At 56.8% G+C, this 22,690-nt stretch carries 28 protein-coding genes; 9 read left to right on the top strand and 19 right to left on the bottom strand.

The window, feature by feature from the left end:
* Positions 1 to 247 precede the first annotated feature (247 nt).
* The 5 genes from rpsP to ruvA all read left to right on the top strand — a co-directional run bounded on the left by rpsP (position 248) and on the right by ruvA (position 3,091).
* Positions 248 to 505 (top strand): 30S ribosomal protein S16, encoded by a 258-nt coding sequence (gene rpsP / locus FJ320_07080; protein MBM3925739.1) that lies wholly within the window; start codon positions 248 to 250, stop codon positions 503 to 505.
* Positions 505 to 732, top strand: coding sequence for a KH domain-containing protein (locus FJ320_07075; protein MBM3925738.1), 228 nt, complete (start codon positions 505 to 507; stop codon positions 730 to 732). The genes rpsP and FJ320_07075 overlap by 1 nt, the downstream gene beginning before the upstream one ends.
* Positions 733 to 864: 132 nt before the next feature.
* Positions 865 to 1,626: a YebC/PmpR family DNA-binding transcriptional regulator gene (locus FJ320_07070; GenBank protein MBM3925737.1), complete on the top strand. Its 762-nt coding sequence runs from the start codon at positions 865 to 867 to the stop codon at positions 1,624 to 1,626.
* A 3-nt stretch (positions 1,627 to 1,629) separates the two neighbouring features.
* The gene (gene ruvC, locus FJ320_07065; GenBank protein ID MBM3925736.1) at positions 1,630 to 2,148 is read left to right on the top strand and encodes a crossover junction endodeoxyribonuclease RuvC; all 519 of its coding nucleotides are present in this window, start codon (positions 1,630 to 1,632) and stop codon (positions 2,146 to 2,148) included.
* 355 nt (positions 2,149 to 2,503) lie between these two features.
* Entirely contained in the window at positions 2,504 to 3,091 is a 588-nt protein-coding gene (gene ruvA, locus FJ320_07060) for a Holliday junction branch migration protein RuvA (GenBank protein ID MBM3925735.1), read from the top strand.
* A gap of 504 nt (positions 3,092 to 3,595) precedes the next feature.
* Here ruvA and FJ320_07055 read toward each other — a convergent pair.
* The 3 genes from FJ320_07055 to FJ320_07045 form a co-directional block, all read right to left on the bottom strand.
* Entirely contained in the window at positions 3,596 to 3,952 is a 357-nt protein-coding gene (locus tag FJ320_07055; GenBank protein MBM3925734.1) for a hypothetical protein, read from the bottom strand.
* Positions 3,953 to 4,136: 184 nt separating this feature from the next.
* Positions 4,137 to 4,580: an ester cyclase gene (locus FJ320_07050; protein MBM3925733.1), complete on the bottom strand. Its 444-nt coding sequence runs from the start codon at positions 4,578 to 4,580 to the stop codon at positions 4,137 to 4,139.
* A gap of 205 nt (positions 4,581 to 4,785) precedes the next feature.
* Positions 4,786 to 5,082 (bottom strand): hypothetical protein, encoded by a 297-nt coding sequence (locus tag FJ320_07045; GenBank protein MBM3925732.1) that lies wholly within the window; start codon positions 5,080 to 5,082, stop codon positions 4,786 to 4,788.
* 192 nt (positions 5,083 to 5,274) lie between these two features.
* On the opposite strand from FJ320_07045, the gene FJ320_07040 reads away from it, so the two are divergent.
* Positions 5,275 to 5,676: a hypothetical protein gene (locus tag FJ320_07040; protein MBM3925731.1), complete on the top strand. Its 402-nt coding sequence runs from the start codon at positions 5,275 to 5,277 to the stop codon at positions 5,674 to 5,676.
* An 84-nt stretch (positions 5,677 to 5,760) separates the two neighbouring features.
* Here FJ320_07040 and FJ320_07035 read toward each other — a convergent pair whose 3' ends face one another.
* The 4 genes from FJ320_07035 to FJ320_07020 all read right to left on the bottom strand — a co-directional run bounded on the left by FJ320_07035 (position 5,761) and on the right by FJ320_07020 (position 8,498).
* Positions 5,761 to 5,898 carry a type II toxin-antitoxin system HicA family toxin gene (locus FJ320_07035; GenBank protein ID MBM3925730.1) on the bottom strand — a complete coding sequence of 46 codons (138 nt, stop codon included), beginning with the start codon at positions 5,896 to 5,898 and terminating at the stop codon, positions 5,761 to 5,763.
* A gap of 1 nt (position 5,899) precedes the next feature.
* Positions 5,900 to 6,103: a type II toxin-antitoxin system HicB family antitoxin gene (locus tag FJ320_07030; GenBank protein MBM3925729.1), complete on the bottom strand. Its 204-nt coding sequence runs from the start codon at positions 6,101 to 6,103 to the stop codon at positions 5,900 to 5,902.
* 293 nt (positions 6,104 to 6,396) lie between these two features.
* Positions 6,397 to 7,026, bottom strand: a complete 630-nt coding sequence (locus FJ320_07025) for a hypothetical protein (GenBank protein MBM3925728.1) — start codon at positions 7,024 to 7,026, stop codon at positions 6,397 to 6,399.
* A 2-nt stretch (positions 7,027 to 7,028) separates the two neighbouring features.
* Entirely contained in the window at positions 7,029 to 8,498 is a 1,470-nt protein-coding gene (locus FJ320_07020; protein ID MBM3925727.1) for a hypothetical protein, read from the bottom strand.
* Between the two features lie 152 nt (positions 8,499 to 8,650).
* Between FJ320_07020 and uvrB the strand changes: the two genes are divergently transcribed.
* From uvrB to FJ320_07005, 3 genes are all read left to right on the top strand, one after another.
* Positions 8,651 to 10,657, top strand: a complete 2,007-nt coding sequence (gene uvrB / locus FJ320_07015; GenBank protein ID MBM3925726.1) for an excinuclease ABC subunit UvrB — start codon at positions 8,651 to 8,653, stop codon at positions 10,655 to 10,657.
* Between the two features lie 218 nt (positions 10,658 to 10,875).
* The gene (locus tag FJ320_07010; GenBank protein MBM3925725.1) at positions 10,876 to 11,190 is read left to right on the top strand and encodes a metal-sulfur cluster assembly factor; all 315 of its coding nucleotides are present in this window, start codon (positions 10,876 to 10,878) and stop codon (positions 11,188 to 11,190) included.
* Between the two features lie 37 nt (positions 11,191 to 11,227).
* Entirely contained in the window at positions 11,228 to 12,085 is an 858-nt protein-coding gene (locus FJ320_07005) for an Mrp/NBP35 family ATP-binding protein (protein ID MBM3925724.1), read from the top strand.
* A gap of 369 nt (positions 12,086 to 12,454) precedes the next feature.
* Here FJ320_07005 and bfr read toward each other — a convergent pair whose 3' ends face one another.
* The 12 genes from bfr to FJ320_06945 all read right to left on the bottom strand — a co-directional run bounded on the left by bfr (position 12,455) and on the right by FJ320_06945 (position 22,653).
* Entirely contained in the window at positions 12,455 to 12,934 is a 480-nt protein-coding gene (gene bfr, locus FJ320_07000) for a bacterioferritin (GenBank protein MBM3925723.1), read from the bottom strand.
* A 47-nt stretch (positions 12,935 to 12,981) separates the two neighbouring features.
* Complete coding sequence (locus tag FJ320_06995) at positions 12,982 to 15,177, bottom strand: DNA translocase FtsK (protein ID MBM3925722.1); 2,196 nt, start codon at positions 15,175 to 15,177, stop codon at positions 12,982 to 12,984.
* Between the two features lie 21 nt (positions 15,178 to 15,198).
* The gene (locus FJ320_06990; protein ID MBM3925721.1) at positions 15,199 to 16,857 is read right to left on the bottom strand and encodes a ribonuclease J; all 1,659 of its coding nucleotides are present in this window, start codon (positions 16,855 to 16,857) and stop codon (positions 15,199 to 15,201) included.
* 18 nt (positions 16,858 to 16,875) lie between these two features.
* Positions 16,876 to 17,493: a uracil-DNA glycosylase gene (locus FJ320_06985; GenBank protein ID MBM3925720.1), complete on the bottom strand. Its 618-nt coding sequence runs from the start codon at positions 17,491 to 17,493 to the stop codon at positions 16,876 to 16,878.
* Between the two features lie 348 nt (positions 17,494 to 17,841).
* A complete protein-coding gene (locus FJ320_06980; protein MBM3925719.1) occupies positions 17,842 to 18,102 on the bottom strand; it encodes an acyl carrier protein in 261 nt (86 codons plus the stop codon).
* Position 18,103: 1 nt separating this feature from the next.
* The gene (gene nusB / locus FJ320_06975; GenBank protein MBM3925718.1) at positions 18,104 to 18,562 is read right to left on the bottom strand and encodes a transcription antitermination factor NusB; all 459 of its coding nucleotides are present in this window, start codon (positions 18,560 to 18,562) and stop codon (positions 18,104 to 18,106) included.
* 30 nt (positions 18,563 to 18,592) lie between these two features.
* Positions 18,593 to 19,477 carry an ACP S-malonyltransferase gene (gene fabD, locus FJ320_06970; protein ID MBM3925717.1) on the bottom strand — a complete coding sequence of 295 codons (885 nt, stop codon included), beginning with the start codon at positions 19,475 to 19,477 and terminating at the stop codon, positions 18,593 to 18,595.
* Between the two features lie 138 nt (positions 19,478 to 19,615).
* Positions 19,616 to 19,813, bottom strand: a complete 198-nt coding sequence (locus tag FJ320_06965) for a 50S ribosomal protein L32 (protein MBM3925716.1) — start codon at positions 19,811 to 19,813, stop codon at positions 19,616 to 19,618.
* Positions 19,813 to 20,340 carry a DUF177 domain-containing protein gene (locus FJ320_06960; protein ID MBM3925715.1) on the bottom strand — a complete coding sequence of 176 codons (528 nt, stop codon included), beginning with the start codon at positions 20,338 to 20,340 and terminating at the stop codon, positions 19,813 to 19,815. The genes FJ320_06965 and FJ320_06960 overlap by 1 nt, the downstream gene beginning before the upstream one ends.
* A 117-nt stretch (positions 20,341 to 20,457) precedes the next feature.
* Positions 20,458 to 20,874: a cobalamin B12-binding domain-containing protein gene (locus FJ320_06955; GenBank protein MBM3925714.1), complete on the bottom strand. Its 417-nt coding sequence runs from the start codon at positions 20,872 to 20,874 to the stop codon at positions 20,458 to 20,460.
* A 25-nt stretch (positions 20,875 to 20,899) separates the two neighbouring features.
* Positions 20,900 to 21,247 (bottom strand): methylmalonyl-CoA epimerase, encoded by a 348-nt coding sequence (locus FJ320_06950; protein MBM3925713.1) that lies wholly within the window; start codon positions 21,245 to 21,247, stop codon positions 20,900 to 20,902.
* A gap of 257 nt (positions 21,248 to 21,504) precedes the next feature.
* Positions 21,505 to 22,653: an acyl-CoA dehydrogenase gene (locus FJ320_06945; GenBank protein ID MBM3925712.1), complete on the bottom strand. Its 1,149-nt coding sequence runs from the start codon at positions 22,651 to 22,653 to the stop codon at positions 21,505 to 21,507.
* Between the last annotated feature and the right edge of the window lie 37 nt (positions 22,654 to 22,690).

Here is a 22,690-nt window from a genome sequence, read left to right as displayed (position 1 = left end):
CAAGAGACCGAGAAGCTTCTAAAGCTCGCAGCTAGGCCAGGTAGTCCCTTATCATGGTCGGGGAAAGGTAACCGTAATTCTGAGGCAACAAAAATCTTTCGGTAACCATTGTTTATGAGGTCACACGGGAAGCCGCTCTCCTTGGCCCTAACACACTTGGATACCTGCCTCAAAAGTTGACAACCTATATGCCCTCCCTTAGAATTTCCACTGAAAATCCCCATCAGCGCGGAAGGATTTCCATTTAATGCTCAAGATCCGTTTGAAGCGTGTCGGCAAGAAAAAGCAGCCCTACTACCGCATCATCGTCGCAGATTCCAGGGCGCCCCGCGAGGGCGCCTTCGTAGAGCGCATTGGCCTATACCACCCCCTGCAAGACCCGCCCGGCGTGGAGCTGGACAAGGAGCGGGCCAAGGATTGGCTAAAGAAGGGCGCGCAACCGTCTGAAGCCGTGCATCGTATTTTTAAATGGCAGAAATTATACGAGGAAGCAGGCCAGACCTAATGCAAGAGCTCATTGAATACATAGCCAAAAGTCTTGCCAGTAAGCCGGACGAGGTAAAAGTCACCACCACCAAAGAAGAAGACCGGGTAGTCCTCAAGCTTCAGGTGGCTGACGAGGACAAAGGCAAGATCATCGGCCGCCAGGGCCGCGTCGCCCAGGCTATGCGCACCCTCCTCCGAGTCGCCGCCGTCAAAGACGGCACCAAGGCCGTTCTGGAGATAGTCTAGAACCCCTTTTATTAAATTCAGCCCTTTGCAGGCCCCAATCAACTCAAGTTGGTGGGGCCGCTTCTTTTGCCCCCTTGCTCCATACTGTGTACAATTCCTTTAATACCACCCTCCACCCACAGGAGACCGCTCATGTCTGGCCACTCAAAATGGAAAACCATTAAGCACCAGAAAGGTGCCGCCGACGCTAAACGCGGCCAGCTCTTCACCAAACTTACCCGCGACATCATGGTCGCCGTCAAACAGGGCGGCGGCCCTGACCCCGACATGAACTACAAGCTCCGCCTCGCTGTCGACAAGGCCCGCAGCAACAGCATGCCCCTCGACAACATCGACCGCGCCATCAAACGCGCTTCCGGCACCGGCGACGGCAACGAAAACCTCGACGAAGTCCTCTATGAAGGCTACGCCCCCGGCGGCGCGGCCATCCTGGTCCAGGCCCTCACCTCCAATCGCAACCGCACCGCCTCCGTGGTCCGCTCCACCTTCACCAAGGCCGGCGGCGCCCTCGGCGAGTCCGGCTCCGTGGCCTGGAACTTTGAGCACAAAGGCCTCATTGTCCTGGAGCTCGAACCCGACAAGGCTGAGGACGTCGCACTCTCCGCCATCGATGTCGGCGCTGACGACGTTAAGGTGGACAAGGGCTATGTGGAGGTATATACCGCTCCTGAGAACCTCAAAAAAGTAAAGGATGCCTTGGAAAAACAGGGCATCGCCAGCGCATCCGCCGACCTCGCTATGATCCCCAAGACCACCATCTCCCTCGGCCCCAAAGAGTCCGAGCAAGCCCTCCGTCTCCTGGACCTCCTGGAGGAATTGGAAGACTCCCAGAAGGTCTACACCAACGCCGACTTCCCCGATGAAGTCCTCGAAAAGTACAAGACCCAGGCCTAGCCTGTGCGCGTCCTAGGCATCGACCCTGGCACCCGCCACCTGGGCTACGGCCTCGTCGAAGACCGCCAGGGCGATTTCTTTGCCGAAGACTTCGGCTGCCTGGACTTCCCTCCCTCTCTCCCCATCGAGCAGCGCCTTTACCAGGTCTACACCCATATCGCCAACATGATCGGCATGTTCAGCCCCCAGGAGGTCGCCATAGAGCAGCCCTTCCTCGGCGAAGGCAGCCGTCAGTTCGTCGGACCCGCCCTCGCCGTCGGCCAGGCCCAGGCCGCCGTCCTCATCGCCGCCGCCGGCAGCAATATCCCTGTCTTCAGATACTCCCCCGCCCAGGTCAAGGCCGCTGTGGCCGACCATGGCGCCGCCTCCAAAGAGCAGGTTCAGGCCATGGTCAAGATGGCCCTCTCCCTGGACGACTCCCCCCAGGCTCTGGACGCCACCGACGCCCTCGCCATCGCCCTCTGCCATCTCCGCCAGCGCGACGCCCAGGCCGCCCTATCCCGCCGCGCTGACCCCGGCTAGCAAAAATGCTAACTCTTACTGATACAATTTTTCGGCAAGCCAACAGTTTAGTTTTTTGCTCCCGAATTGCTAATACAAAACCAAGGTTGCATCCGTCTTTCTGCGCCCCGTCCAACACCCATGACTGGCATCAGTTAACGATTGAGGTGAAGCTGAGGAGCGATAGCCACCAAGGAAATTCCTTCTCCCCTTGTGGGAGAAGGCGCAGGATGAGGGGTGAAACTCTAGCACTACAAGACACACATTAGTGTCACCTGCCGTGCTGCGCCTATCTTCTCCCCTCTTTGGGGTGAGTTTTAGTAAAAAGGCAAAAGTTTCTCGGCTAGCCTCCGCAATAGTATGGTAAAGTGCTCAAATGATCTCCGGCATAAAAGGCTCCCTCCAGGCCCAAGGCCCCGACTGGGTCTTCATCGAAATCGGCGGCGGTGTCACCCTCCAGGTCTCCGTCCCCTCCTCTCTCATCCCCCTCCTAGGCGAAATCGGACAGAACGTCCGGCTTTACACCAAACTCGTCGTCCGAGAGGATGACCTCCAGCTCTATGGCTTTCCCACCCCAGATGCCCTTCACCTCTTCAATCTCCTCATCAGCGTCTCCGGCATCGGCCCTCGCACTGCCCTCAGCCTCCTCTCCGCCCGCTCCCCTGAGGCCCTGGTCTCCGCCATCCTCTCCGGCGACCTCGAGGCCTTCGGCGGCGTCCCCGGCGTCGGCAAAAAGACCGCCGCCCGCATTATCCTGGAGCTGAAAGGCAAGCTGGAAAAAGAAGGGCTTCTCGTCATCTCCGAGGCTGGCGCCTCCGACGCCGAGACCCTCTCCGCCCTCACCGCCCTCGGCTACACCGCCGTCGAAGCCCGCAACGCCCTCCGCGCCATCGGCGACGTCAACGGGCTGACCCTGGAAGAAAAAGTCCGCCTAGCCCTCTCCCACCTCGCCCGCGGCCGCTAACCCCTTACATAAACGCTTCTGCTGTGCTGAACAAGAAACCTTTGACTCCGTCGCTGCCAATCTGTTTGTCCCGCGATCAGCAAGTCAAGACTAGAGAAGAGTCAGATAAGGTTGTTTATTTCGTCGCTTGCACTGAGCAACTAGAGTTGTAGGGTGGGAAGCCGCTCCGCAGGTCTTCCCCCTTCGGCCTGGAAGAGCTTTGCTGCCTTAAAGCATATATCGCGGAGTCTCCTCATCCTTGATATTTATTCAATGAGGAGGCCGTCCGCCGTAGGAGGATCGGCCCGATGCAATCGGACAGTCCTGAGCCTGGCCGAAGGAGGGTGATGAGGTGAGCCTATTTTTTCCTCCCCTTCCAGCAGGCTGTACTCAGTCCCGATGCAGTCGGGAAAGGGGACAGGGGATGGTATCCCGAACGAAAACAAGGCTCGCACTCAAATCAAAAGACCCCGCCTATTTAAAGCGAGGCCGCTATCACATCTCGTCAGTATTTAAGGTTATGGACTAAATACTCGCCACCAGCATATTATTCATCACCGCCCCAATCCTCACCAGCCCAAACACCGCTAGCATCCCGTACGCCGCTGCCCTCTCCCCCGCCGTAAACCCGCCCCTCACGCGCCGGTACGCCGCCAGCAGCCCTCCCACTATCCCAAAACACACTGGGTCCTTCACAACCAGCAGCGGCCATCCGCCCGCCTCCAGCGCCGCCCGCGCAAGCCAGTTCGCCTCCTCCATATCCTTAGACGCCATCTCCAGCGCGTAATACGTGCTGGCGCAGTCCGCGAATATCAATACAAGCCCCAGCATCCATAACTGGGCCACAGGGCTAAGATTGAACAGTGCGGCGCTAATCCTCAAAATAACCTCTCAGGCCTGGAGATGGCTCTAACGTCTCAAAAAACACCGTACTTTCGTACAGTGTTATCGGCAGTCGCCAACTCTACACACCAAAGCCTATAAGGTCAATACTAGGGCGCCCAGGTGGCCTGCACCCCCATAGCTCCTCCCAAACCCCTCAAATCTGCTGGCCCAGCGCCCGTCCCTATGCCGTCCGCACCTGCGCCCGCATCTGCACCGCACCGGTAATCACCCCCAGCTGCCGCATCAGCCCCAGCGAGTCGAACTGCGTCCACTCCTCCGCTATCTTTCTCCTCTCGATTCGCGTCAGCGTCAGCCCGTCCACGCTCACAATCCTCCCGCTGGGCGTTATCTCCAACAGCGGCCCCTGCTGTGTCCCCGTCAACCGCCATCGAGTCGCCACCCTGTCGGTATCGGAAAACTGGTCCATTACCGTTATCCGCGCGTCCGGAAACGCGATGCGGTACATCACCAGGAACTGCCGCAGACCCTCAGGTCCCTTTATCTCTTCCCCCCCGTAATGGCCCACAAAGTCCTCGGCGTACACGTCAGGTATCATTCCCAGCTCGTTCTTGTTGAAGATGTAATCAAAGGTCTTTCTGGCTATCGATTTATTGTGCTCCGTCATCTCTGCTCCCCATTACGACCTCGCCCTAGGTCGTTAGTCCAGCTAATTCTAGTCGTGCGTAGCCGCCTGTAATCCCCCATGGCGACTAAGCTAAATGTTCCTGCCCTTAGCTTTAAGTAAGCGCCAAAACAAAAGCCCCCCCCGATTCATCGGGGGGCTTTGCTATTCTCTAACCGAATGCAACCCCTCGGGACTAGCCGGAGCTTTAGTCCACCTCGTTTATCATCTCCTTGTACCCCGCGAACCGCGGCTCCCTTCCATCCTCAATTCTGTCCATCAAGTCCGCCAGCCGGGGCGCCGGCCACTGCCTAAACCTGGCCAAGTGGTACTCCAACTCGTTCCACCACGGCTCCGTCTCCGGCGACCCTTCTTTAATATCGTTCGCAATCTCCTCCAGCCGAACGCTAGTCCACGCTCGGCGCTTATCAATCATCTTTTTGAATCCCCGCCACTTAGGGTCCTTCGCGCTTGGAACTTCTTTTGCGCTCTTTCTCTTGACCATATCTACCTCACCTCTCTCATCGCCTCTATCCCACCTCTCCATTCTACCCCATCCCGACTCATAGCAGGTAGCCGGGTCAGCAATACTATCTTCCTGCCAAACAGACAAAACTTGCTATAGAAATCGTTGAATCTATGTCTACCCTCCCGAATATAATGGCCCCGACACGCTCACAACCATCACGGGGGACGAATGCGGGAAATCGAAAGCGTCCATGTCGCCAATCTCTTCAAATGGGCCGCCCATCAAACAACGTATATCGCGTGTAAAACCACTCCGGACGATGACCGGATGCGCCAGGGCGTAGCGTCGCTAAACATCCTCGCCAACCTCACCGCCTCCGTCTCCCCCGCCGACGACTCCCGCATCGCCGAGCTCCACAACCTCCTCCGCGCCCACTCCGACGACGTCCAGCGTCACCTGGTCTTCGAAGCGGTAACTTCCATCGAGAACAACTACCCCTACGTCAAAAACTTCATCTGCACCCTATCCACCAGCGCCACCGATGAGGACTACGAATACGTCATGTCCCGCGTCTACTGGATCATGCGAGAGAACGTCTTCACCCGATTAAAGAGCAAGGATTTGCTGTAAACCTATCGCAAAGCCAACTCAAATTCCTCTAATGTCAGCTTCGCCTGCTTTAAAATGGACCTAAAAGTGCCCACCGGTACTTCTCTAGCCCCCCACAGGCACAATAGCTGTCAACACACCCTCGGAAGTAGTCTTCCGCAGTTTCAGATGACTTCCTCTTTGGGATACACGGGTAAAGCCTCTTCTCTCCAGCGCCCTAACGATTTCTCGACTGCTGTACAAACTAAACGGTTATCCGCTCTACAATAGCCTCTGATATCTTTAGCACTTCCGGCTCAGGCTCATCCTCAAAATACAATTCTAAGGCCTCTTTTATCGCCACCTTAGCCTCTCGCAGGGTATTCCCGAAAGAAGAGACTTCCACATTTAACGCCTGGGCAACCCAGTACCTTCCTTCTTTATAAAACACCACGTCTATGTTGCGCATGTCTCTGCCTGGTAATTTTGATAGTGCAACTCCCATTATATTACCTTCCTCGCCACCTCCGTTTATATTACCTTCCTCGCCACCTCCGTCTCGTGTGCCCACGCCCACCCCTACGTCAAAAACTTCATCTGCACCCTATCCGCCAGCGCCACCGACGAGGACTACGAGTTCGTAATGTCCAAATTATTTTGGATCGTGTGAGAAACCGTCTTCACCAGCTTGAAGAGTAAAGATTTACTGTAACCCGAATGAAATATCCTCAAGGCAACAAACCAGCTTTTCTTATAATCATTTCAAAAGTCTAAACTTTCTCCACTAAGAAACCCATTGATTAAGTTAATTTCATCATCAGACAACTTGATGTCTTGTGAGTTTTTCAGTTGTGCAACCTTTTGTTTCAGGGCTGGTACATCAAAAAATTCTTGTAAGTATTTTAATCTTATTTCAGTTCTAATACGCACGATTTCGGTATCATCTCCACCTACGGATTTTATCTCGCTAGAGAAAGCTTTCATCAGCTTTAGCAAACCTTCGGATGTATTCAGATAACTGTTTAGTTTTATCGTGACCTCATCTTTACCAGCCCAATCTCTCCATCTAAAGACGATATTCATAGGATCCGGAAGGTCAAGCACAGTCCCTTTTTCCGCCTCGGTGCGGATCCTAGCAAGTAGAATGTTCTTTGCCTTCTCAATGCCATCTTTTGAAAAGATCTCTAGCTTTTTGCTATCCAAAACTGGATGTCTGCCTGTTGTGTGTTCTACGAAGCCAAGGAAATAGACTACTGTAGAAAGAGATCTGCCCTCGTCTGTTACTCTCAAGAGTAGTGAGTCTCTTTCACTTTGCTCGCCTAAGCCCAAAATAAGATCCTCTCCAAAGACCGTAAATCTTTCCTTTGCGCTTATTGCGAAGAATCCTTTCATTGTTAAGCTGAGGTTGTCAGTATGGTTGGTATGTTGGCAGCAGGAATCTCTTCCATGTGGTCGTACAAGTAGTTAATTACTGAGTGTATGCCATCACCTTCAATTACCCCAGTAACATAATCCTCAAAGGCCTTTGGATCTGCTGAACTATTCAAAATATTTCTCAATTGTGATTCAGATAAGCGGCCCTGGGGGATAGTTAACATAAAATATTTGTCGAAGTGCTCATCTGCACAAACACGCCTTAACTTTCGCCACTCTTGAGTACTGCCGAAATTTATGTCGGATATGTACTTTGAGACAACTGGGAATATCTCCAACAACATCTGCTTATAAAGGGATCCTCCCTCCAAGATACCCCTTAAGATCTGCGGCGCGGCGTCCATTGGCTTAGTCTTTGCTTGTGGGCTGTACACTTGTGGACCATTTAATAGCTCAGACTTACTTCCCGAAATGAAGGAAAATAACTCCGGATTGAACGACCGAATAGCTTCCAACGTTATATAGTCAATAACATTGACTTCATCCTTGATAAGCGGGAACAAAAGCCCCAGGATGTTGTTTAGTTTTATCGCATGCCTTGGAGTTCTAATTAGCGGTTTAATACCCTTTAAGAATATTTTCTGCCACCTTATCTGTTCCCTTTCAGTATCCGCTAAAGAGAATCCCTCAAACGACCCCAAGCCTTGATTCAACCCATCTAAGAAAAAGCTCTCTAATTTACCTGGAAGTAGTGCGGGCAAATCAATATTGACCTGAATTATCTTATCCAAATATGAAGTAGCGTCAGAGATGGAATCGTCCTTTTCAAGAGTTCTTACAACCTGCTCCCTGTCCAGTGCCAAAATGTAGGTCGTATGGGGCAAGTCGGAAACCAGCCTAATAAGCTTGAACATCTCAACCAAACTATCTTTCTCCAGCCTATCCAGGTCATCCACCATCACTATCAAATGGATCGGCAACTTTCTCATCCTCTCGCTCAATTCCTTCTTTATTTCATGGATCGGACGGTCAACACCTATTTTTTTCAAGGCATCAGAGCCTCGTTGAGCTAGCGAACTAGGCCTTCCCATGATAGATGCGCCTGGTACCATCTCCGCGAAAGCTAGTATTGTTCCAAGCCCATCCAGAAGGTCACCAATCTTCTTTATATTTTTGCGGTTGGACTTTAATTTCAGCGAGGTCCGTATTTCTGCAAAGAAACGCAATATTAATTGTTCTATTGATGAAAATAGCCAGGGATTAAATCTCACGATAATTGTTGTCTGCTTCGATGTTTCAGACTCATTATCAATTTTCTCTTCGATCATGTTGACCACCGAAGATTTTCCGGCTCCCCACGGTCCAAATAATCCTATAATTAGCGAATTCGTCGAGTCTCGGTTCAAGACAGATTTAGCAATTTGGTCTGCAAAAAATTCTCGCCCTAATCGATCTTGGCTTACAGATGTTATTGGGTTATCTGGCAGCATTCTGGTATCCTCCTCATTGCACTCAAGAAACTTAACCACATTATTAGCCTAGCGCAACTTATCCGTACTCCTCTGTACAACTTTCATTGCAGGTCGAGCACAGTCCTCTTTACCACCCCACTCCCCTCCCCCTTTTGCGCTAAAATATCCCTATGCTCTCCACCAAGCCCGGCCAGTTCCAGCTCGTCTCCGACTTCCAGCCCACCGGCGACCAGCCTTCCGCCGTCGGCAAGCTGGTGGACGGCGTCAACCAGGACCTCCGCCACCAGACCCTCATGGGCGTCACAGGCTCCGGCAAGACCTTCACCATGGCCAACATCGTCCAGCGCGTCCAGAAGCCCACCCTCGTCATTGCCCACAACAAGACCCTCGCCGCCCAGCTTGCCACCGAGTTCCGCGAGTTCTTCCCCCACAACGCTGTCGAGTACTTCGTCTCCTACTACGACTACTACCAGCCCGAGGCCTACGTTCCCCAGACCGACACCTATATCGAAAAAGACGCCGATATCAACGAGGAGATCGACAAGCTCCGACACTCCGCCACCCGCTCCCTCATGACCCGCCGCGACGTCCTTATCGTCGCCTCCGTCTCCTGCATCTACGGCCTGGGCGACCCCGAGGAGTACTACTCCTTCGTCGCGCCGTTAAAAGTCGGCCAGACCCGCCCCCGCAATGCCCTCGTCCGCGACCTCGTCGCTATGCAGTACGAGCGCAACGACGTCTCCCTCACCCGCGGCAAGTTCCGCGTCAAGGGAGACACCATCGAGATGCTCCCCGCCTACGAAGAAGTTGCTGTCCGCATCCAGTTCTGGGGCGATGAGGTCGAGCGCATCACGGAGCTAGACCCTCTCACCGGCGAAATCTTCAACGAGCGCCAGGACCTGGATATATACCCCGCCAAGCACTTCGTTACATCCGAGGACAAGATGCGCCTCGCCATCCAGGACATCCAGACCGAATTGGCCGAATGGCTGGCCCACCTCCGCGCCGATGGCAAAATCCTTGAGGCCGCCCGCCTGGAGTCCCGCACCAAGTATGACATCGAGATGATGCAGACCGTCGGCTACTGCTCCGGCATTGAAAACTACTCCCGCCATATCGGCCGCCGCGCCGCCGGCTCCACCCCCTGGACCCTCCTGGACTACTTCCCCCGCGACTTCCTCATGTTCATCGACGAGTCCCACATGACCCTCCCTCAGATTCGCGGCATGTATCACGGCGACCTCTCCCGCAAGCAGACCCTGGTGGACTTCGGCTTCCGGCTTCCCTCCGCCATCGACAACCGACCCCTCAACTTCCGTGAGTTCGAGACCCATGTCAACCAAGTTGTCTACGTCTCCGCCACCCCAGGCCCCTACGAAATGGAGGTCAGCCAGCAGGTCGTGGAGCAGGTCATTCGCCCCACCGGCCTCCTCGACCCCATCATCGAGGTCAAGCCCACCCGCGGCCAGATTGACGACCTCATGGAGCAGATCAAGACTCGCACCGAACGTGGCGAGCGCTGCCTGGTCACCACCCTCACCAAGAAGATGGCCGAGGAGCTGGCTGACTACCTCCAGGAGATGGGCGTCCGCGTCCACTACCTCCACTCGGAAATCCAGACCTTTGAGCGCAGCGAAATCCTCCGCGACCTCCGCCTCGGCGTCTACGACGTCGTCGTAGGTATCAACCTCCTACGCGAAGGCCTGGATCTCCCCGAAGTCTCCCTTGTCGCCATCCTCGACGCCGACAAGGAAGGCTATCTCCGCTCCTCCTCCTCCCTCATCCAGATGATAGGCCGCGCCGCCCGCCACGAGGACGGTCGAGTCGTCATGTACGCCGACGTCATCACCGGCTCCATGCGCCGCGCCATCGACGAGACCAACCGCCGCCGCCAAATCCAGGATGACTTCAACCGGCAGCACGGCATCGTCCCCCAGGGCATCAAGAAGGCCGTCAAGGATATCACCGAGCGCGTCAAAGCCGTAGCCGAGGAAAAAGCCTCCTATAAGGCCGAGCGCAAGCTCATGTCCGAGGACGAGTTGTATCGAGTCGTCAAAGACCTGGAAGTCCAGATGAAGCAGTCCGCCAAGAATTTAGAGTTCGAGAAAGCCGCCATGCTCCGAGATGAAATCGTGGAGCTCCGCCGCCTCCTCGCCCTCCCCAAGACCACATCGTAGCCTTCGCAACAAGGCTAATTAGTCTTTTCTGGTCCTCCCCCTTTTCCTCGTGAGGAAAAGGGGGAGTTAGAGGGGGAATTGGTGCAATTTTTTCTCTTCCCCTTCTTCCTGCAGGAAGAAGGGGTCAGGGGTTGATGGTATCCCGACTGAAATTAAGTTGACTGTGCCTATTTACCCTGTTAGCATCAAATCTGCACTACTTGCATCTGGAGGCCCCCATGGCCGAAGCTGAAACCATCACCAAAGAAAAAGTCATCGACGCCATGAAGCAGGTCTACGACCCCGAAATCCCCGTAAACGTCGTCGACCTCGGCCTCGTTTACGGCGTCGAAGTCGTCGAAGGCAACGTCCACGTCCTCATGACCCTCACCGCCCCGGGCTGCGGCATGGGCCCCATGATCGCCCAGCAGGCCGAATGGGCCATCGCCGAACTGGAAGGCGTCGAAGACGTGGAAGTCGAAATGACCTTCGACCCGCCCTGGAACCCCGAAATGATCACCGCCGACGGCAAGAAGCTCCTCGGCATAGACTAGCCCTCTACTCTTTCACAGACCTAGAAAGACACGCGTAGTGACCACCCCCCCCAGACAACCTACGCCTCAAGAGCAAGCGCGGCTGGAGGCCGTAAAGCGCGCCTGGCAGCAGAAGCGCGCCATCACCCAGAACCTGTCCAAGATAAGAACCAAAATCGCCGTTTACAGCGGCAAGGGCGGCGTCGGCAAGACCACCGTCGCCGTCAACCTCGCCGCAACCCTCGCCCAGCAGGGCCACAAGGTCGGCCTTCTGGATGCCGACATCGACTGCCCCAACGTCACCAAGCTCATGGGCCTCACCGAGCCTCCCGAGCAGGACAACGGCAAGCTCATCCCGCCCGACCGCTTCGGCGTCAAGGTCATGTCCATGGCCTTCTTCCAGCAGAATGAGGAGGAGGCTATCATCTGGCGCGGCCCCATGATCCACAACGCCATTAACCAGTTCCTCCAGGCCACCGATTGGGGCGACCTGGACTACCTCATCGCCGACCTACCCCCAGGCACCTCCGACGCCCCCCTCACCATCATGCAGACCCTCCCCCTGGACGGCTTCGTCGTCGTCACCACACCCCAGAGCCTCGCCATCCTGGACGCCAAACGCTCCATCAATATGGTGCGAAAGCTCAACATCAAAGTCTTGGGCGTGGTAGAAAACTTCTCCGGCGATGTCTTCGGCAAAGGCGGCGGCGAGACCCTGGCAAAAGACCTGGACGTGCCACTACTGGGTTCCTTCTCCATGCTCTCGGACTACCGGGATACATCCAAGCCCACCGTCCTGTCCAGCGGCAAAGTTCGCAAAGAGTACGAGCGTGTTGTCCAGAACCTCAAAGAAATTCTCGAGAAACTCCCCAAGCCCACCCCTCAACCCACCCCCAACCCAGCCTCCACCCCATAATAAAAAAGGCCGCTTTTTAGCGGCCTTTTCTGAAATTATTCCTGTCAATATGTCCCTTATGAGGCTGAGAGGCATACACAGGGATTGAGCGGCACCAAGGAGATCCCTTCTCCCCTGGAGCCTGTCCCGAGTATCCCCCGAGGGAGGAGAAGGTGCAGGATGAGGGGGAAACCCTGGAAGCACAATCCATCTTGCGGCCTTGAGTCCACTGGCCCCTTCTAGTCCCTTCCCCCCTTGAGGGGGAAGCTTAGAGCCTGTCCTGAGGGAGCCTGCCCTGAGCCTAGTCGAAGGGCCGAAGGAATGGGGGGGTCGGGGTGGAGGGTGGTGATAGGCCCAATATCAATTCCGCTACGTAAATCGGACTCTCAATTAAGGTTCCTTCTCCTCCCCTATCTGGTCGGCCAGATAATTCTCAAGCCCGACCTCTTGTATAACTCTTAACTGAGACTCCAGCCACTCTACATGATGTTCCGTCTGGACCAGGATATGCTCTAGCACCTCCCGGCTTCCGGCGTCCCCCACCTGCATGCACACCTTGATCCCCTCGTTATAGACCTCCACCGCCTTGTTCTCCAGCTTCAAGTCCGCCTCCAGCAGCTCCTTCACATTCGCGCCTAGATGAATGCGGTCCGCCTGGGCTACCGGCGATCCGCCTAAATAGAGAATGCGTTCGATGGCGTCCTCGGCATGCCGCATCTCCTCTATCGACTCTTTATACTGCTTTTGCGCCAGCTTATGGTATCCCCAATTCCGGCACGCCTTGGACTGCACAAAATACAGGTCAATCGATGTCAGTTCCCCTCTCAGGGCCTTATTCAACGCGTCAATGACTTCAGGATTGCCTTTCATAACCTCACCTCCCCCACTTCCATAATACCCCCAGGAGCGGGATTAGCCTACCCTACTATCCCATCCCCTTCCTTCTTCACCAGGCTCCTAGCCTTCCCCGGCTCTCCCGCCGACGCAAACCCCTCCGTCTCCAGCGTCTCCACCAACTGCAGCGCCTTCTGGTACCCCACCTGCAACCTCCGCTGCAGCAGCCCCGGCGACACGTGCTTGTACTTCTCCAGTAGCTCCCGCGCCTTGTCCAACAGTGCCTCGTCGTCCACCAGATCGCCGCCGGCCTGCCCCTCCGCGGGATCCGGCTCCTCCATCTTGATCTCCGCCAGCGCCGGCCCCTCCTGCTCCTTCCAGAACTTCACCACAGAATCGATCTCCTCGTCCGTCACCCACGTGCCCTGTATCCTCCGGGGCTTCGGAGACTGGGCCGATATAAACAGCATATCGCCCTTGCCCAACAGCCTGTCCGCGCCCGCTTCGTCCAGGATAACCCGCGAGTCCACCTGCGACGCTACCGCAAACGCGATGCGCGCCGCTATGTTCGCCTTCAGCAGTCCCGTCACCACGTTCACCGATGGTCTCTGGGTACACAAAATCAAATGTATGCCCGTCGCCCGGCCCAGCTGCGCCAGCCGCACCAGCGCCTGCTCTACCTCATAGCCCGATGTCATCATCAGGTCCGCCAGTTCGTCCACAATCAAAAGCAGGAACGGCATCGGGTCCTTGGCCTTCTGGTTGTACCCCGCCAGGTTCCGCACCCCCGCCTCTTCAAATACGCGATAGCGGCGGAACATCTCCCGCATAATGGCGCCCAGAATCGGCATCACCCTATCGCTGTCCACTATCACCGGCACCACCAGGTGCGGCAGTCCGTTGAACGGCGTCAGCTCCACCCGCTTCGGGTCTACCATAATCATCCGGAGCCTGTCCGGCCCCTTGGCCATAATCAGCGACGTGATAATCGTGTTGATGCACACGCTCTTCCCGCTCCCCGTCGCCCCCGCAATGAGCAGGTGCGGCAGCTCCACCAGGTCCTCAGACACCGGCTCCCCGCCTGTCCCCTGCCCCAGCGCCAGCGGCAGGCCGCCCTTGGCTGTAATCCTGCGAAACGACGTACTCTCAGCCACGGCTCTCAGATATACACGGTTCGGGTTGGGGTTCGGCACCTCAATCCCCACCAGCGCCTCGCCCGGCACCGGCGCCTGCAGCCTCAGGTCCGACGTCTTCAGCGCTAGAGCCAGGTCCTGTTCCCGAGCCAGTATGCTATGTACCTTCACTCGGCTCATGTCCACCTGCGTTACCGGCTCCGACGTCTTGGTTCCCCTCAGTTCCTTCGTCTTTTTTATCCATCCCGGCACCAGCCCAAACTGTATCACCCGCGGCCCCACCTTCACGTCCTGCACCGACACCTCCACCCCGTGGTCCGCCAGCGTGGTCTCAATCGTCTGCGACATCTCGTTAAGCGCGGCCCGCGACATTGGCTGGGCCTCGCCTATGGCCAGCATATCCGCCTTCGGCAGCCGCCACCCGGTCCGCTTCATCGGCCTGGCCTGGCCGGCCTCTTTCTCCACAGGCTCCTTCAGGGCCTTGGCCTCCCCCTTCTCCCTCTTCTTCAACTTTGCCAGAATTCCCTTCTTCTCAGGCGCCTCCTGCGGTACCGCCTCCACTACAACCTCCTCCTTATGCCCGTTCCTCCGCGCCCTCCCCGCCAGCGCGCCAACGCTCGCCTCAGCCGTATGAATAAGAACAAGTCCCGTTCGGCCCATCGCCACCGCGCCCCGCTTATGAGCCAGCGCAGCCCAGCTTGGCGCGACAACGAAAGGTATAAGCCAGAAAGCCAGCGCCGCCTTGGGTATCCCCAGCGCCAGCGGCTCACCGCCAAATATCCGACCCCAGTGCCCGCTCAGTCCCGTCTCCTCCAGCAGCCCATACGGCGGATGCCATAACGAAAGCAGGCCCAGCGTTCCAGCCACCATCAATGCGCCGGCGGCCCAGTAACTCCAGTATTTCTTGTTAAGCCATCGTCTATGAAAAAGCGCCGCCCCAAAAGCCGCCACCCACATCCCAATGGGCAGGTATCCGTACCCCAAACGGCTCCACGTCCACTCCCGTGCCTCGACTGATAGCCCTAGGTACACTACTGGCGTAAGAATCGCGCCGACAATTAACACGCGTCGGCCCACCGGGGTGGAAACCAGCCAGACCGGCCTCCCCAGCAGGAAAAAGATCAATCTCCCCAGGGATTTGAGCATGCCCTCTATCCAAATGACAGCCTAGACCTCAAGGGTCACAGGTACAATCATAGGACGCCGGCCCGTCTCTTTATAGAGAAAATCGCCGGCTATTTCCTTAACTTTCGTGTTTATGTAAGACCAGTCCGTCGGCTGGTTGCGCCCGTGGTTCAACGAATCGAATATCGCCGCCGACACCCTCTCGAACAGCTCCCCCGCCTCGTCATTCTCCACAAACCCGCTGGACACCACCGCAGGCTCCCCCAGCGGCTCGCCAGTGGCTTTGTCGAAGCTAAGTATGATGACTACAATGCCGTCCCTCGACAGCAGCCGCCGGTCTCGTAACACCACGCTTTCAATGTCCATGGTGCTAAGCCCGTCGACATAGATATGCCCCGCCTCCACGTGGTCCACCACCTGCGCGTCCGTGCCAGTCACCTCCAGCACGTCCCCATCCTCCAGCACAAACGTGTTCGACGCCTCCACCCCCGTGTCCCGCGCCAGCGCAGCGTGCGCCACCAGACCTCGATATTCTCCATGCACCGGCACAAAGAACTTCGGCCGCGTCAGGTCCAGCATCAGCTTCAACTCTTCGCGGCTGCCGTGGCCGTGGACGTGTACCGTCGCCACCCGGTCGTACAGCACCCGGGCCCCCTGCCGCATCAGGTTGTTAATCGTCCGCGACACTACCTTCTCGTTCCCAGGTATCGGCGTCGCCGAAATAATCACTGTGTCGTCCGGCAGTATCTCTATCTGCCGATGCGCCTTGTTGGCGATGCGCACCAGCGCCGACGTCGGCTCCCCCTGGCTGCCCGTAGTCATGATCACTGCCTGGTTCCTAGGCAGCTCCAGCGCCCGTTGCACGTTCACAATCACGTCGGCTGGCGCCTTGATATACCCCATCTCAATAGCCATAGTCACATTGTCCTGCATGCTCCGCCCCGCGAACGCCACGTTGCGCCCGTGACGCGCCGCCGCATCAATCACCTGCTGTATCCTCGATATTAGCGACGCGAAAGACGCCACCAGCACCCGTCCCGGCGCCTCTCCTATCGCCCTGTCCAGGGAACGTCCCACCACCCTCTCCGATGGCGTGTACCCCTCCACTTCCGCGTACGTCGAGTCCGAAAGCAGTAGCGAGACCCCTTCGCTGCCGTAGCGGGCCAGCGTCGCCAGGTCCGTAGTCTTGCCGTCCACCGGCGTGTGGTCAATCTTAAAGTCTCCTGTGTGTATCACCACTCCCACCGGCGTGCGGATCGCCAGCCCCATAGCGTCAGGTATGCTGTGGCACACCCTGAAAAACTCCACCTCAAACGCCCCCAGCTTCACCGGCGAGTTGGGCTCCGCCACCTTCAGGTCCGTCGACTTGTGCAGCCTGTACTCCCGCAGTTTGACCGATATGAGACCGTGGGCCAGCCGTGGAGCATAGACAGGCACGTTTAGCTGAGGCAGCACGTACGGCAGCGCCCCCGTGTGGTCCTCGTGCCCGTGGGTGATCAGGATAGCCCTGACCTTGTCTTTGCGCTCCACCAGGTACGATATATCCGGCAGCACCAGGTCCACGCCTGGCATGTCCTCTTCCGGAAACTGGACCCCGCAGTCCACGACGATGATATCGTCGCCATGCTCCAGGGCCATCATGTTCTTGCCAATCTCCCCCAGTCCGCCCAGGGGTATTACGCGAAGCGCCCGATCAGTCAATGCAGTCAATATATAAGCCTAAGAAAATAGATTGAGTTGCTTAGAAGATTGTTCTTCAGTCTTGGCGGCGGGCTTTGCCGTCTCCTTAGCCGCCTCTTTTAGCAGCCCTGGAACGGCTTTGAAGTCCTCTTCGATCACCGATTTCAAGCTGACGTTATGCAGCGCCGCCGCGGGGTGGTAAAGCGGGTACACCATCACGTCATCCACCCTCTTGGGCTTCCCGTGGACCTTCGTAATCGTCTGCCCGGGCATATACCGGCCCATCGAATGCCGCCCCAAAGTGACCACCACCTTCGGCTTGATAAGCTCCAACTGCTTGTCCAAATACTTCTTGCAGGCCTGTATCTCCCCCGGCAACGGGTCCCGATTGCCTGGAGGACGGCACTTCACCACGTTAGTGATAAAAACGTCTTCCCTCTTCATTCCCACGGAATCCAATAGCTCGCTAAGAAACTTCCCCGCAGGACCCACAAAGGGCCTTCCCTGCCTGTCCTCGTGAAACCCCGGCCCCTCTCCAATAAACATAACCGATGCGTTGCCAGCCCCCTCCCCCGGGACAGCAAGCGTCCTCTGTTTGCTCAAAATACAGTCCGTGCAGACCGACACCCGACTGGCCACTTCTGCAAGATTATTCATGGCTATCTCTCCATGAATCCATCATAGCAAGCCTTCCAATGAAAGTCCCACCCCCACTTGAAACGCTCGAGTCATAGATACGCAATCCTTCCAGGAGAATTGGGACGTGGGGGTCTCCGTCTGGTTCTCCCCCTTTTGCCTGGAAGGCGAAGGGGGAGTTAGAGGGGGTTGTGGTTTTAATTAATTCCTTCCCCTTCCAGCAGGCTGTACTCAGTCCCGATGCAGTCGGGAAAGGGGATAAAGGGGATGGTATCCCGATTAGAAACAAGGATGGCTCGTGCAATACCAGGACAAGAAATATTAAACGTTACTTTGCTGGCTTACAGCGGCTATTGGACAAACATACCCCTAGCCATCATCCACGCCATGCGCCTTCAAATAGCTAATCGCATCCTTAACAGTAGCTATCTTCTCCGCCTCTTCGTCTGAAATCTCTATCTTCACATCGCCGGAAGAGAACTCTTCTTCAAAGGCCATTATCAACTCCACCAGGTCCAGGGAGTCCGCGCTCAAATCATCCACAAAGGAAGCCTCCGGCACAACCTTCTCCTTCTCCACTCCCAGCCTGTCGGCCACAATAACCTGGACCCTCTCCTGCACTGTCGCCATTTTACCTCTCCCTCTTATTGGTCGCTTCGAGTTCCTGAGCGCTGTGCTGCCCCGCCAGCGATCCCAGCACTCCGTTAACAAACCGTGGCGAGCTCTCGCTCCCAAAGGTCTTTGCCAGCTCTACCGCTTCGTTAATCACCACCTTTGGTGGCGTGGCCTTGTGAAAAATCATCTCAAAGATTGCCATTCGCAGTATGTTCCGGTCAACTACCGGTATCTGCTCCACCGGCCAGGCGGGCGCGAACTTAGCTATTAACCCATCTATCTCTTGGGAATGCTCCACCGTTCCCTTCACCAATTCCATCGCGAAGGCTGTGCCCTCAGTGTTAATCTCCTCATCCTGCACTAAGCGGCTCCCCGCTTCCATCGCTGAATGTCCTGAAGCGTCGCTTTCGTATAAGGCCTTCAGGGCTACAGCCCGGGCCGTGCGTCTCGAAAATGGCGCTTTCGTTCGTTGCATATTAGTGTCTTAAGGCTTCCAGGTAAAGTGCTATTCCGCGCCGCTTGTCGCCAGTTTCTGCGCCGACGCCATATCCCCCACATTGGCCACTACCGCCTCACGATTTATCCGCTTCACCAGCCCTGACAGCACCCGGCCCGGCCCAAACTCCACAAAGGTGCAGACCCCCATCTCCATCATCCTCCCCACCGATCGTTTCCATTGCACGCAATGACACAGCTGGTGCTCTAACTCCCGTCTCACCTCCTCTGCGGAGGTAAGCTCCCGCCCCGTAATGTTAGCGACTATAGGCACCTTGGGGTCTTGAAATTTCATGCTGGCTATAGCCCGGCGCAGTCCCTCCTGCGCCGGCGCCATCAGCTGCGAATGGAACGCCCCCGCCACCGCCAGCGGTATCGCCTTCCGCGCGCCCCGCGCCGTGGCTAGGGCCACCGCCTTCTCTATCCCTTCCTTGTCCCCGCTGATGACCACCTGCTCTTCCGAATTGATATTCGCTATCTCCACTCCGGCCTCGCGGCACACCTCCGCCAGCTTCCCTTCCTCCATGCCGATGATCGCCGCCATGCTGCCCTTCTGCTTATCCGCTGCCTCTTGCATCAGGCGGCCCCGCTCCCAGACCAGCTTCAGCGCATCCTTTATATCCACAACACCCGCCGCCACCAGCGACGTGTATTCCCCCAGGCTATGTCCCGCCACCGCCATAGGCTGCATCTTATTGCCGTTCCGGCACTCCTCAAAGGCCGCCAGCGCCGCCAGGCTCGTTATCATAATCGCCGGTTGCGAATACGCTGTCTTCTCCAGTTCCTCCGCCGGCCCTTCGAACATGAGCTTACTCAATGGGAAGCCCAGAGACGCGTCTGCCATTTCTAACACTTCCCTGGCTCGCTTGGAGCACTTGTAGAGGTCCTGTCCCATCCCTACCGCCTGTGAACCCTGACCGGGAAAAAGATAAGCCGCCTTAACGTTGGCTTCTGTATCCACTAAGGCCCTCCTTGATTGGCCTGAGAGAATGCGCGACAAGCCCAAACATGGAAACTGGCCTCATAGGCCAGTTTATTCTCCCTCTATGGCGGTCCCCACTTTAAGTATCTGCCGGCCCTTATAGTATCCGCAGTGCATGCAGACCCTGTGAGGCCGCTTGGAGCCGTGGCACTGGGAGCAGATAGATACGTGCTGCGCCTCAAGACGGTAGGCTGTAAACTTCCTCCGGCTGAAGGCTCGAGTTAATTTCTTTGTTGGCAGAGGGGCCATTAGAACTCTTCTCCTGAGCGTGTTAGTAAATCCGCCAGCCTGTTCAACACAGGATTAGTGGAACGGGCTTCGCAGTCGCAGGGCTGCGTGTTCCTATTGCCGCCGCAGACAGAGCATATACCTTTGCAGTCATCCCTGCAAAGTGACTTCATCGGCGCGTTCAGTATAAAAGCCTGACGTACAACCTCCTCCAAGTCCAGCACGTGGTCGTCGCCAATAGTGAACTCAGGCTCCTCCCCCTCTCCCGTAGGTTCGGGGCGCATGTATTGCGGTATCTTTAGCTGGAACATCTCGTCGATAAACGCTGTGACGGGCTGCCTCAACGACGTCAGGCAGCGGCTGCACACTCCGCCGACCTCCGCCTCCAGCCTGCCCCTGACCCAGATGCTCCTGTTTAAGCGGGTCAGGCTCAAGTGTCCTTTCACCCGCTCTTTCTCGCCCGATTCCATGACTACTCCGGTATCCACCTCGTAGTCGCGGACTGAGCCCATCGGCTCCTTGAGAAATTGTCCAATATCGTAACGCACTATCACTCCTGCAAGCCAAAACGACGAAAATTATATTTGAATGCCCTTCTGACTGTCAAGTTTCGTCGCAGTTTGGCGGGCTTCTTTGCGCTCTTGCTCTGCCAAATTCCGCGAGGCCTATGTTCGCAGCTTATCTTCCGTCGCTTCCCCTAGATACTTGACTATCTCTTGCGTCGAGGCGCCGGGGCCGAATATCGCCCGTACGCCCATCGCCTTCAGCGCTTCGTGGTCTTCTTTAGGTATTATACCACCCACCACCACCAAAACATCCCCCATCTCCTTCTCTTTGAGCCCGCTCATAATCTCCGGAAATATCTCGAGGTGCGCCCCCGATAGTATGCTCAGCCCCACCACGTCCACATCCTCCTGCGACGCCGTCTCCACAATCATCTGCGGCGTCTGCCGTATCCCCGTGTAGATAACCTCCATACCCGCGTCCCGCAGCGCCCTCGCAATGACCTTGGCCCCCCGGTCGTGCCCGTCCAGGCCTGGCTTGGCCACCAGCACACGTATTTTCCTCTGCTGCTCTGTCATATTCTCCGCTCTCAGCCAGTAGATATTAGTCGACCGATTGTACCAGTTCCGTCAGCACGCCAAACGTTGACCTCGGATGCAGAAACGCTATCATGCCAGACAGGCCCTCCCTCGGCGCCTTGTCGATGACTTCCACCCCCTGTCCCTTCACCGACTCCAGCCCCTTCGACACATCCTCCACGTTGAACGCCAGGTGATGCAGCCCTTCGCCTCGCCTCTCGATGAATTTCCCCACTGTCGTTTCCGCGCTCAACGGTTCCAGCAGCTCCAATCGAGTTTGCCCCACCGCCAGCAGCGTCGCCTTCACCCCCTGGTCTATTAGCACCTTCACCGGCGACGGCTTTATACCAAAAGTCTTCTCGAAAAACTTCATCGCCGCCCCAATATCCCTCACCGCCACCCCCACATGGTCAATATGTTGCACACTGCACGAGCTGTTCACGCTTGTCCTCTGTGCTTTATTCGCTTGCGGGCGTTATTCAATCGGTTGGTTACCAAGCCTCCCTGGCCCATCTAGTCCTCTCCCCCCTTGAGGCCTGTCCTGAGCCTGGCCGAAGGGGGGGTCGGGGATGAGTGGAGGGTACAGCGTGCCAGCCACCGACTTTGAGCAAATAGTACCATCCTCGGCCTCTACTTATACTGCTCCAAAATCTGCCGCGCTATCACCAGCCTCTGTATCTCCGACGTCCCCTCATATATGCTCGTTACCCTCGAGTCCCTGAAATACCTCTCTACGTCGCTCTCCTTAAAGTACCCAATCCCCCCGTAAATCTGCACCGCCTTGGACGCCACCCGGAAGCACGCCTCCGACGCGTACAGCTTCGCCATCGATGCCTCCTGCAAATACGGCAGCCCCTGGTCCTTCAGCGTCGCCGCATGCAGCGTCATCGCCTGCGACGCGTAAATATCCGTCGCCATGTCCGCCAGCATGAACTGGATCGCCTGGTGCTCGCCTATCGGCTTCCCAAAAGTCTTCCTCTGCTGCGCATACCTTACCGCCGACTCGAACGCCCCCTGCGCTATCCCCACGCTCTGCGCCGCGATGATTATGCGGCTCGAGTCCAGTATCTCCATCGCGTACCGAAATCCCTTCCCCTCCTCGCCCAGCCTGTTCCCCACTGGCACCGGCGTATCCCGAAACGTCAGCTCCACCGTGTTCGACCCCCTCAGCCCCATCTTCCCCGACTGTTTGTGCGCCTCAAATCCCTCCAACCCCTTGTCCACTATGAATGCGCTCACGCCCTTGTGTCTCTGGCTCTTGTCCTGGGTCGCGAAGACCATCACCGCCTCGGCGATGTCCCCGTTCGTAATAAACATCTTGCTGCCGTTCAAAACATAGTGGTCGCCCTTCTTAACCGCCGTCGTTTGCATCGCCGCCGCGTCGGACCCCGACCCCGGCTCCGTCAGCGCCCACGCCAGTATCTTCTCCCCTTTGACCGCGCCCGGAATGTACTTAGCCTTCTGCTTGTCGTTGCCGAACTGCAGCACCGTCTCCATCGCCAGCGACCTGTGCGCCAGCAGGCTCACTGACGCTGCCGCATCCCCCCGGCTCACCTCCTCGATAACCTGCACCATCTGACGGTGCGTCCCCGGCGTGCCCCCATACCTGGCGTCCACCCCAATCCCCGCTAGCCCTAAACCCGTCATCCCCTTCCACACCTCCCAGTCGAACTCCTCCGCCTCATCCGTCGCCCTAGAGCGGGGCTTCACCTCCCGCTCAACAAACTCCCGCACCGCCGCCTGCAACATCTTCTCTTCTTCTGTTAGCAGGAAATTCATGTTACTGTCTCGTTTTTCGAGTTGTTTTATATGAGGC

The sequence above is a fragment of the SAR202 cluster bacterium genome (genome assembly GCA_016872285.1).
Classification (GTDB): Bacteria; Chloroflexota; Dehalococcoidia; order Lucifugimonadales.
This window is presented reverse-complemented; position numbering and strand designations above follow the sequence as displayed.

What these genes read in the sequence shown, in the direction of transcription:
- FJ320_06980 (MBM3925719.1), bottom strand. Translation starts at nt 18,102, where the DNA reads ATGGCGACAGTGCAGGAGAGGGTCCAGGTTATTGTGGCCGACAGGCTG.
- bfr (MBM3925723.1), bottom strand. Translation starts at nt 12,934, where the DNA reads ATGAAAGGCAATCCTGAAGTCATTGACGCGTTGAATAAGGCCCTGAGA.
- fabD (MBM3925717.1), bottom strand. Translation starts at nt 19,477, where the DNA reads ATGGGACAGGACCTCTACAAGTGCTCCAAGCGAGCCAGGGAAGTGTTA.
- FJ320_07075 (MBM3925738.1), top strand. Translation starts at nt 505, where the DNA reads ATGCAAGAGCTCATTGAATACATAGCCAAAAGTCTTGCCAGTAAGCCG.
- FJ320_06950 (MBM3925713.1), bottom strand. Translation starts at nt 21,247, where the DNA reads ATGAAGTTTTTCGAGAAGACTTTTGGTATAAAGCCGTCGCCGGTGAAG.
- FJ320_06995 (MBM3925722.1), bottom strand. Translation starts at nt 15,177, where the DNA reads ATGCTCAAATCCCTGGGGAGATTGATCTTTTTCCTGCTGGGGAGGCCG.
- nusB (MBM3925718.1), bottom strand. Translation starts at nt 18,562, where the DNA reads ATGCAACGAACGAAAGCGCCATTTTCGAGACGCACGGCCCGGGCTGTA.
- FJ320_07050 (MBM3925733.1), bottom strand. Translation starts at nt 4,580, where the DNA reads ATGACGGAGCACAATAAATCGATAGCCAGAAAGACCTTTGATTACATC.
- FJ320_07070 (MBM3925737.1), top strand. Translation starts at nt 865, where the DNA reads ATGTCTGGCCACTCAAAATGGAAAACCATTAAGCACCAGAAAGGTGCC.
- rpsP (MBM3925739.1), top strand. Translation starts at nt 248, where the DNA reads ATGCTCAAGATCCGTTTGAAGCGTGTCGGCAAGAAAAAGCAGCCCTAC.
- FJ320_07010 (MBM3925725.1), top strand. Translation starts at nt 10,876, where the DNA reads ATGGCCGAAGCTGAAACCATCACCAAAGAAAAAGTCATCGACGCCATG.
- uvrB (MBM3925726.1), top strand. Translation starts at nt 8,651, where the DNA reads ATGCTCTCCACCAAGCCCGGCCAGTTCCAGCTCGTCTCCGACTTCCAG.
- FJ320_07030 (MBM3925729.1), bottom strand. Translation starts at nt 6,103, where the DNA reads ATGCGCAACATAGACGTGGTGTTTTATAAAGAAGGAAGGTACTGGGTT.
- FJ320_06965 (MBM3925716.1), bottom strand. Translation starts at nt 19,813, where the DNA reads ATGGCCCCTCTGCCAACAAAGAAATTAACTCGAGCCTTCAGCCGGAGG.
- FJ320_07025 (MBM3925728.1), bottom strand. Translation starts at nt 7,026, where the DNA reads ATGAAAGGATTCTTCGCAATAAGCGCAAAGGAAAGATTTACGGTCTTT.
- ruvA (MBM3925735.1), top strand. Translation starts at nt 2,504, where the DNA reads ATGATCTCCGGCATAAAAGGCTCCCTCCAGGCCCAAGGCCCCGACTGG.
- FJ320_07040 (MBM3925731.1), top strand. Translation starts at nt 5,275, where the DNA reads ATGCGGGAAATCGAAAGCGTCCATGTCGCCAATCTCTTCAAATGGGCC.
- FJ320_07045 (MBM3925732.1), bottom strand. Translation starts at nt 5,082, where the DNA reads ATGGTCAAGAGAAAGAGCGCAAAAGAAGTTCCAAGCGCGAAGGACCCT.
- FJ320_06985 (MBM3925720.1), bottom strand. Translation starts at nt 17,493, where the DNA reads ATGAATAATCTTGCAGAAGTGGCCAGTCGGGTGTCGGTCTGCACGGAC.
- FJ320_07020 (MBM3925727.1), bottom strand. Translation starts at nt 8,498, where the DNA reads ATGCTGCCAGATAACCCAATAACATCTGTAAGCCAAGATCGATTAGGG.
- FJ320_06945 (MBM3925712.1), bottom strand. Translation starts at nt 22,653, where the DNA reads ATGAATTTCCTGCTAACAGAAGAAGAGAAGATGTTGCAGGCGGCGGTG.
- FJ320_06955 (MBM3925714.1), bottom strand. Translation starts at nt 20,874, where the DNA reads ATGACAGAGCAGCAGAGGAAAATACGTGTGCTGGTGGCCAAGCCAGGC.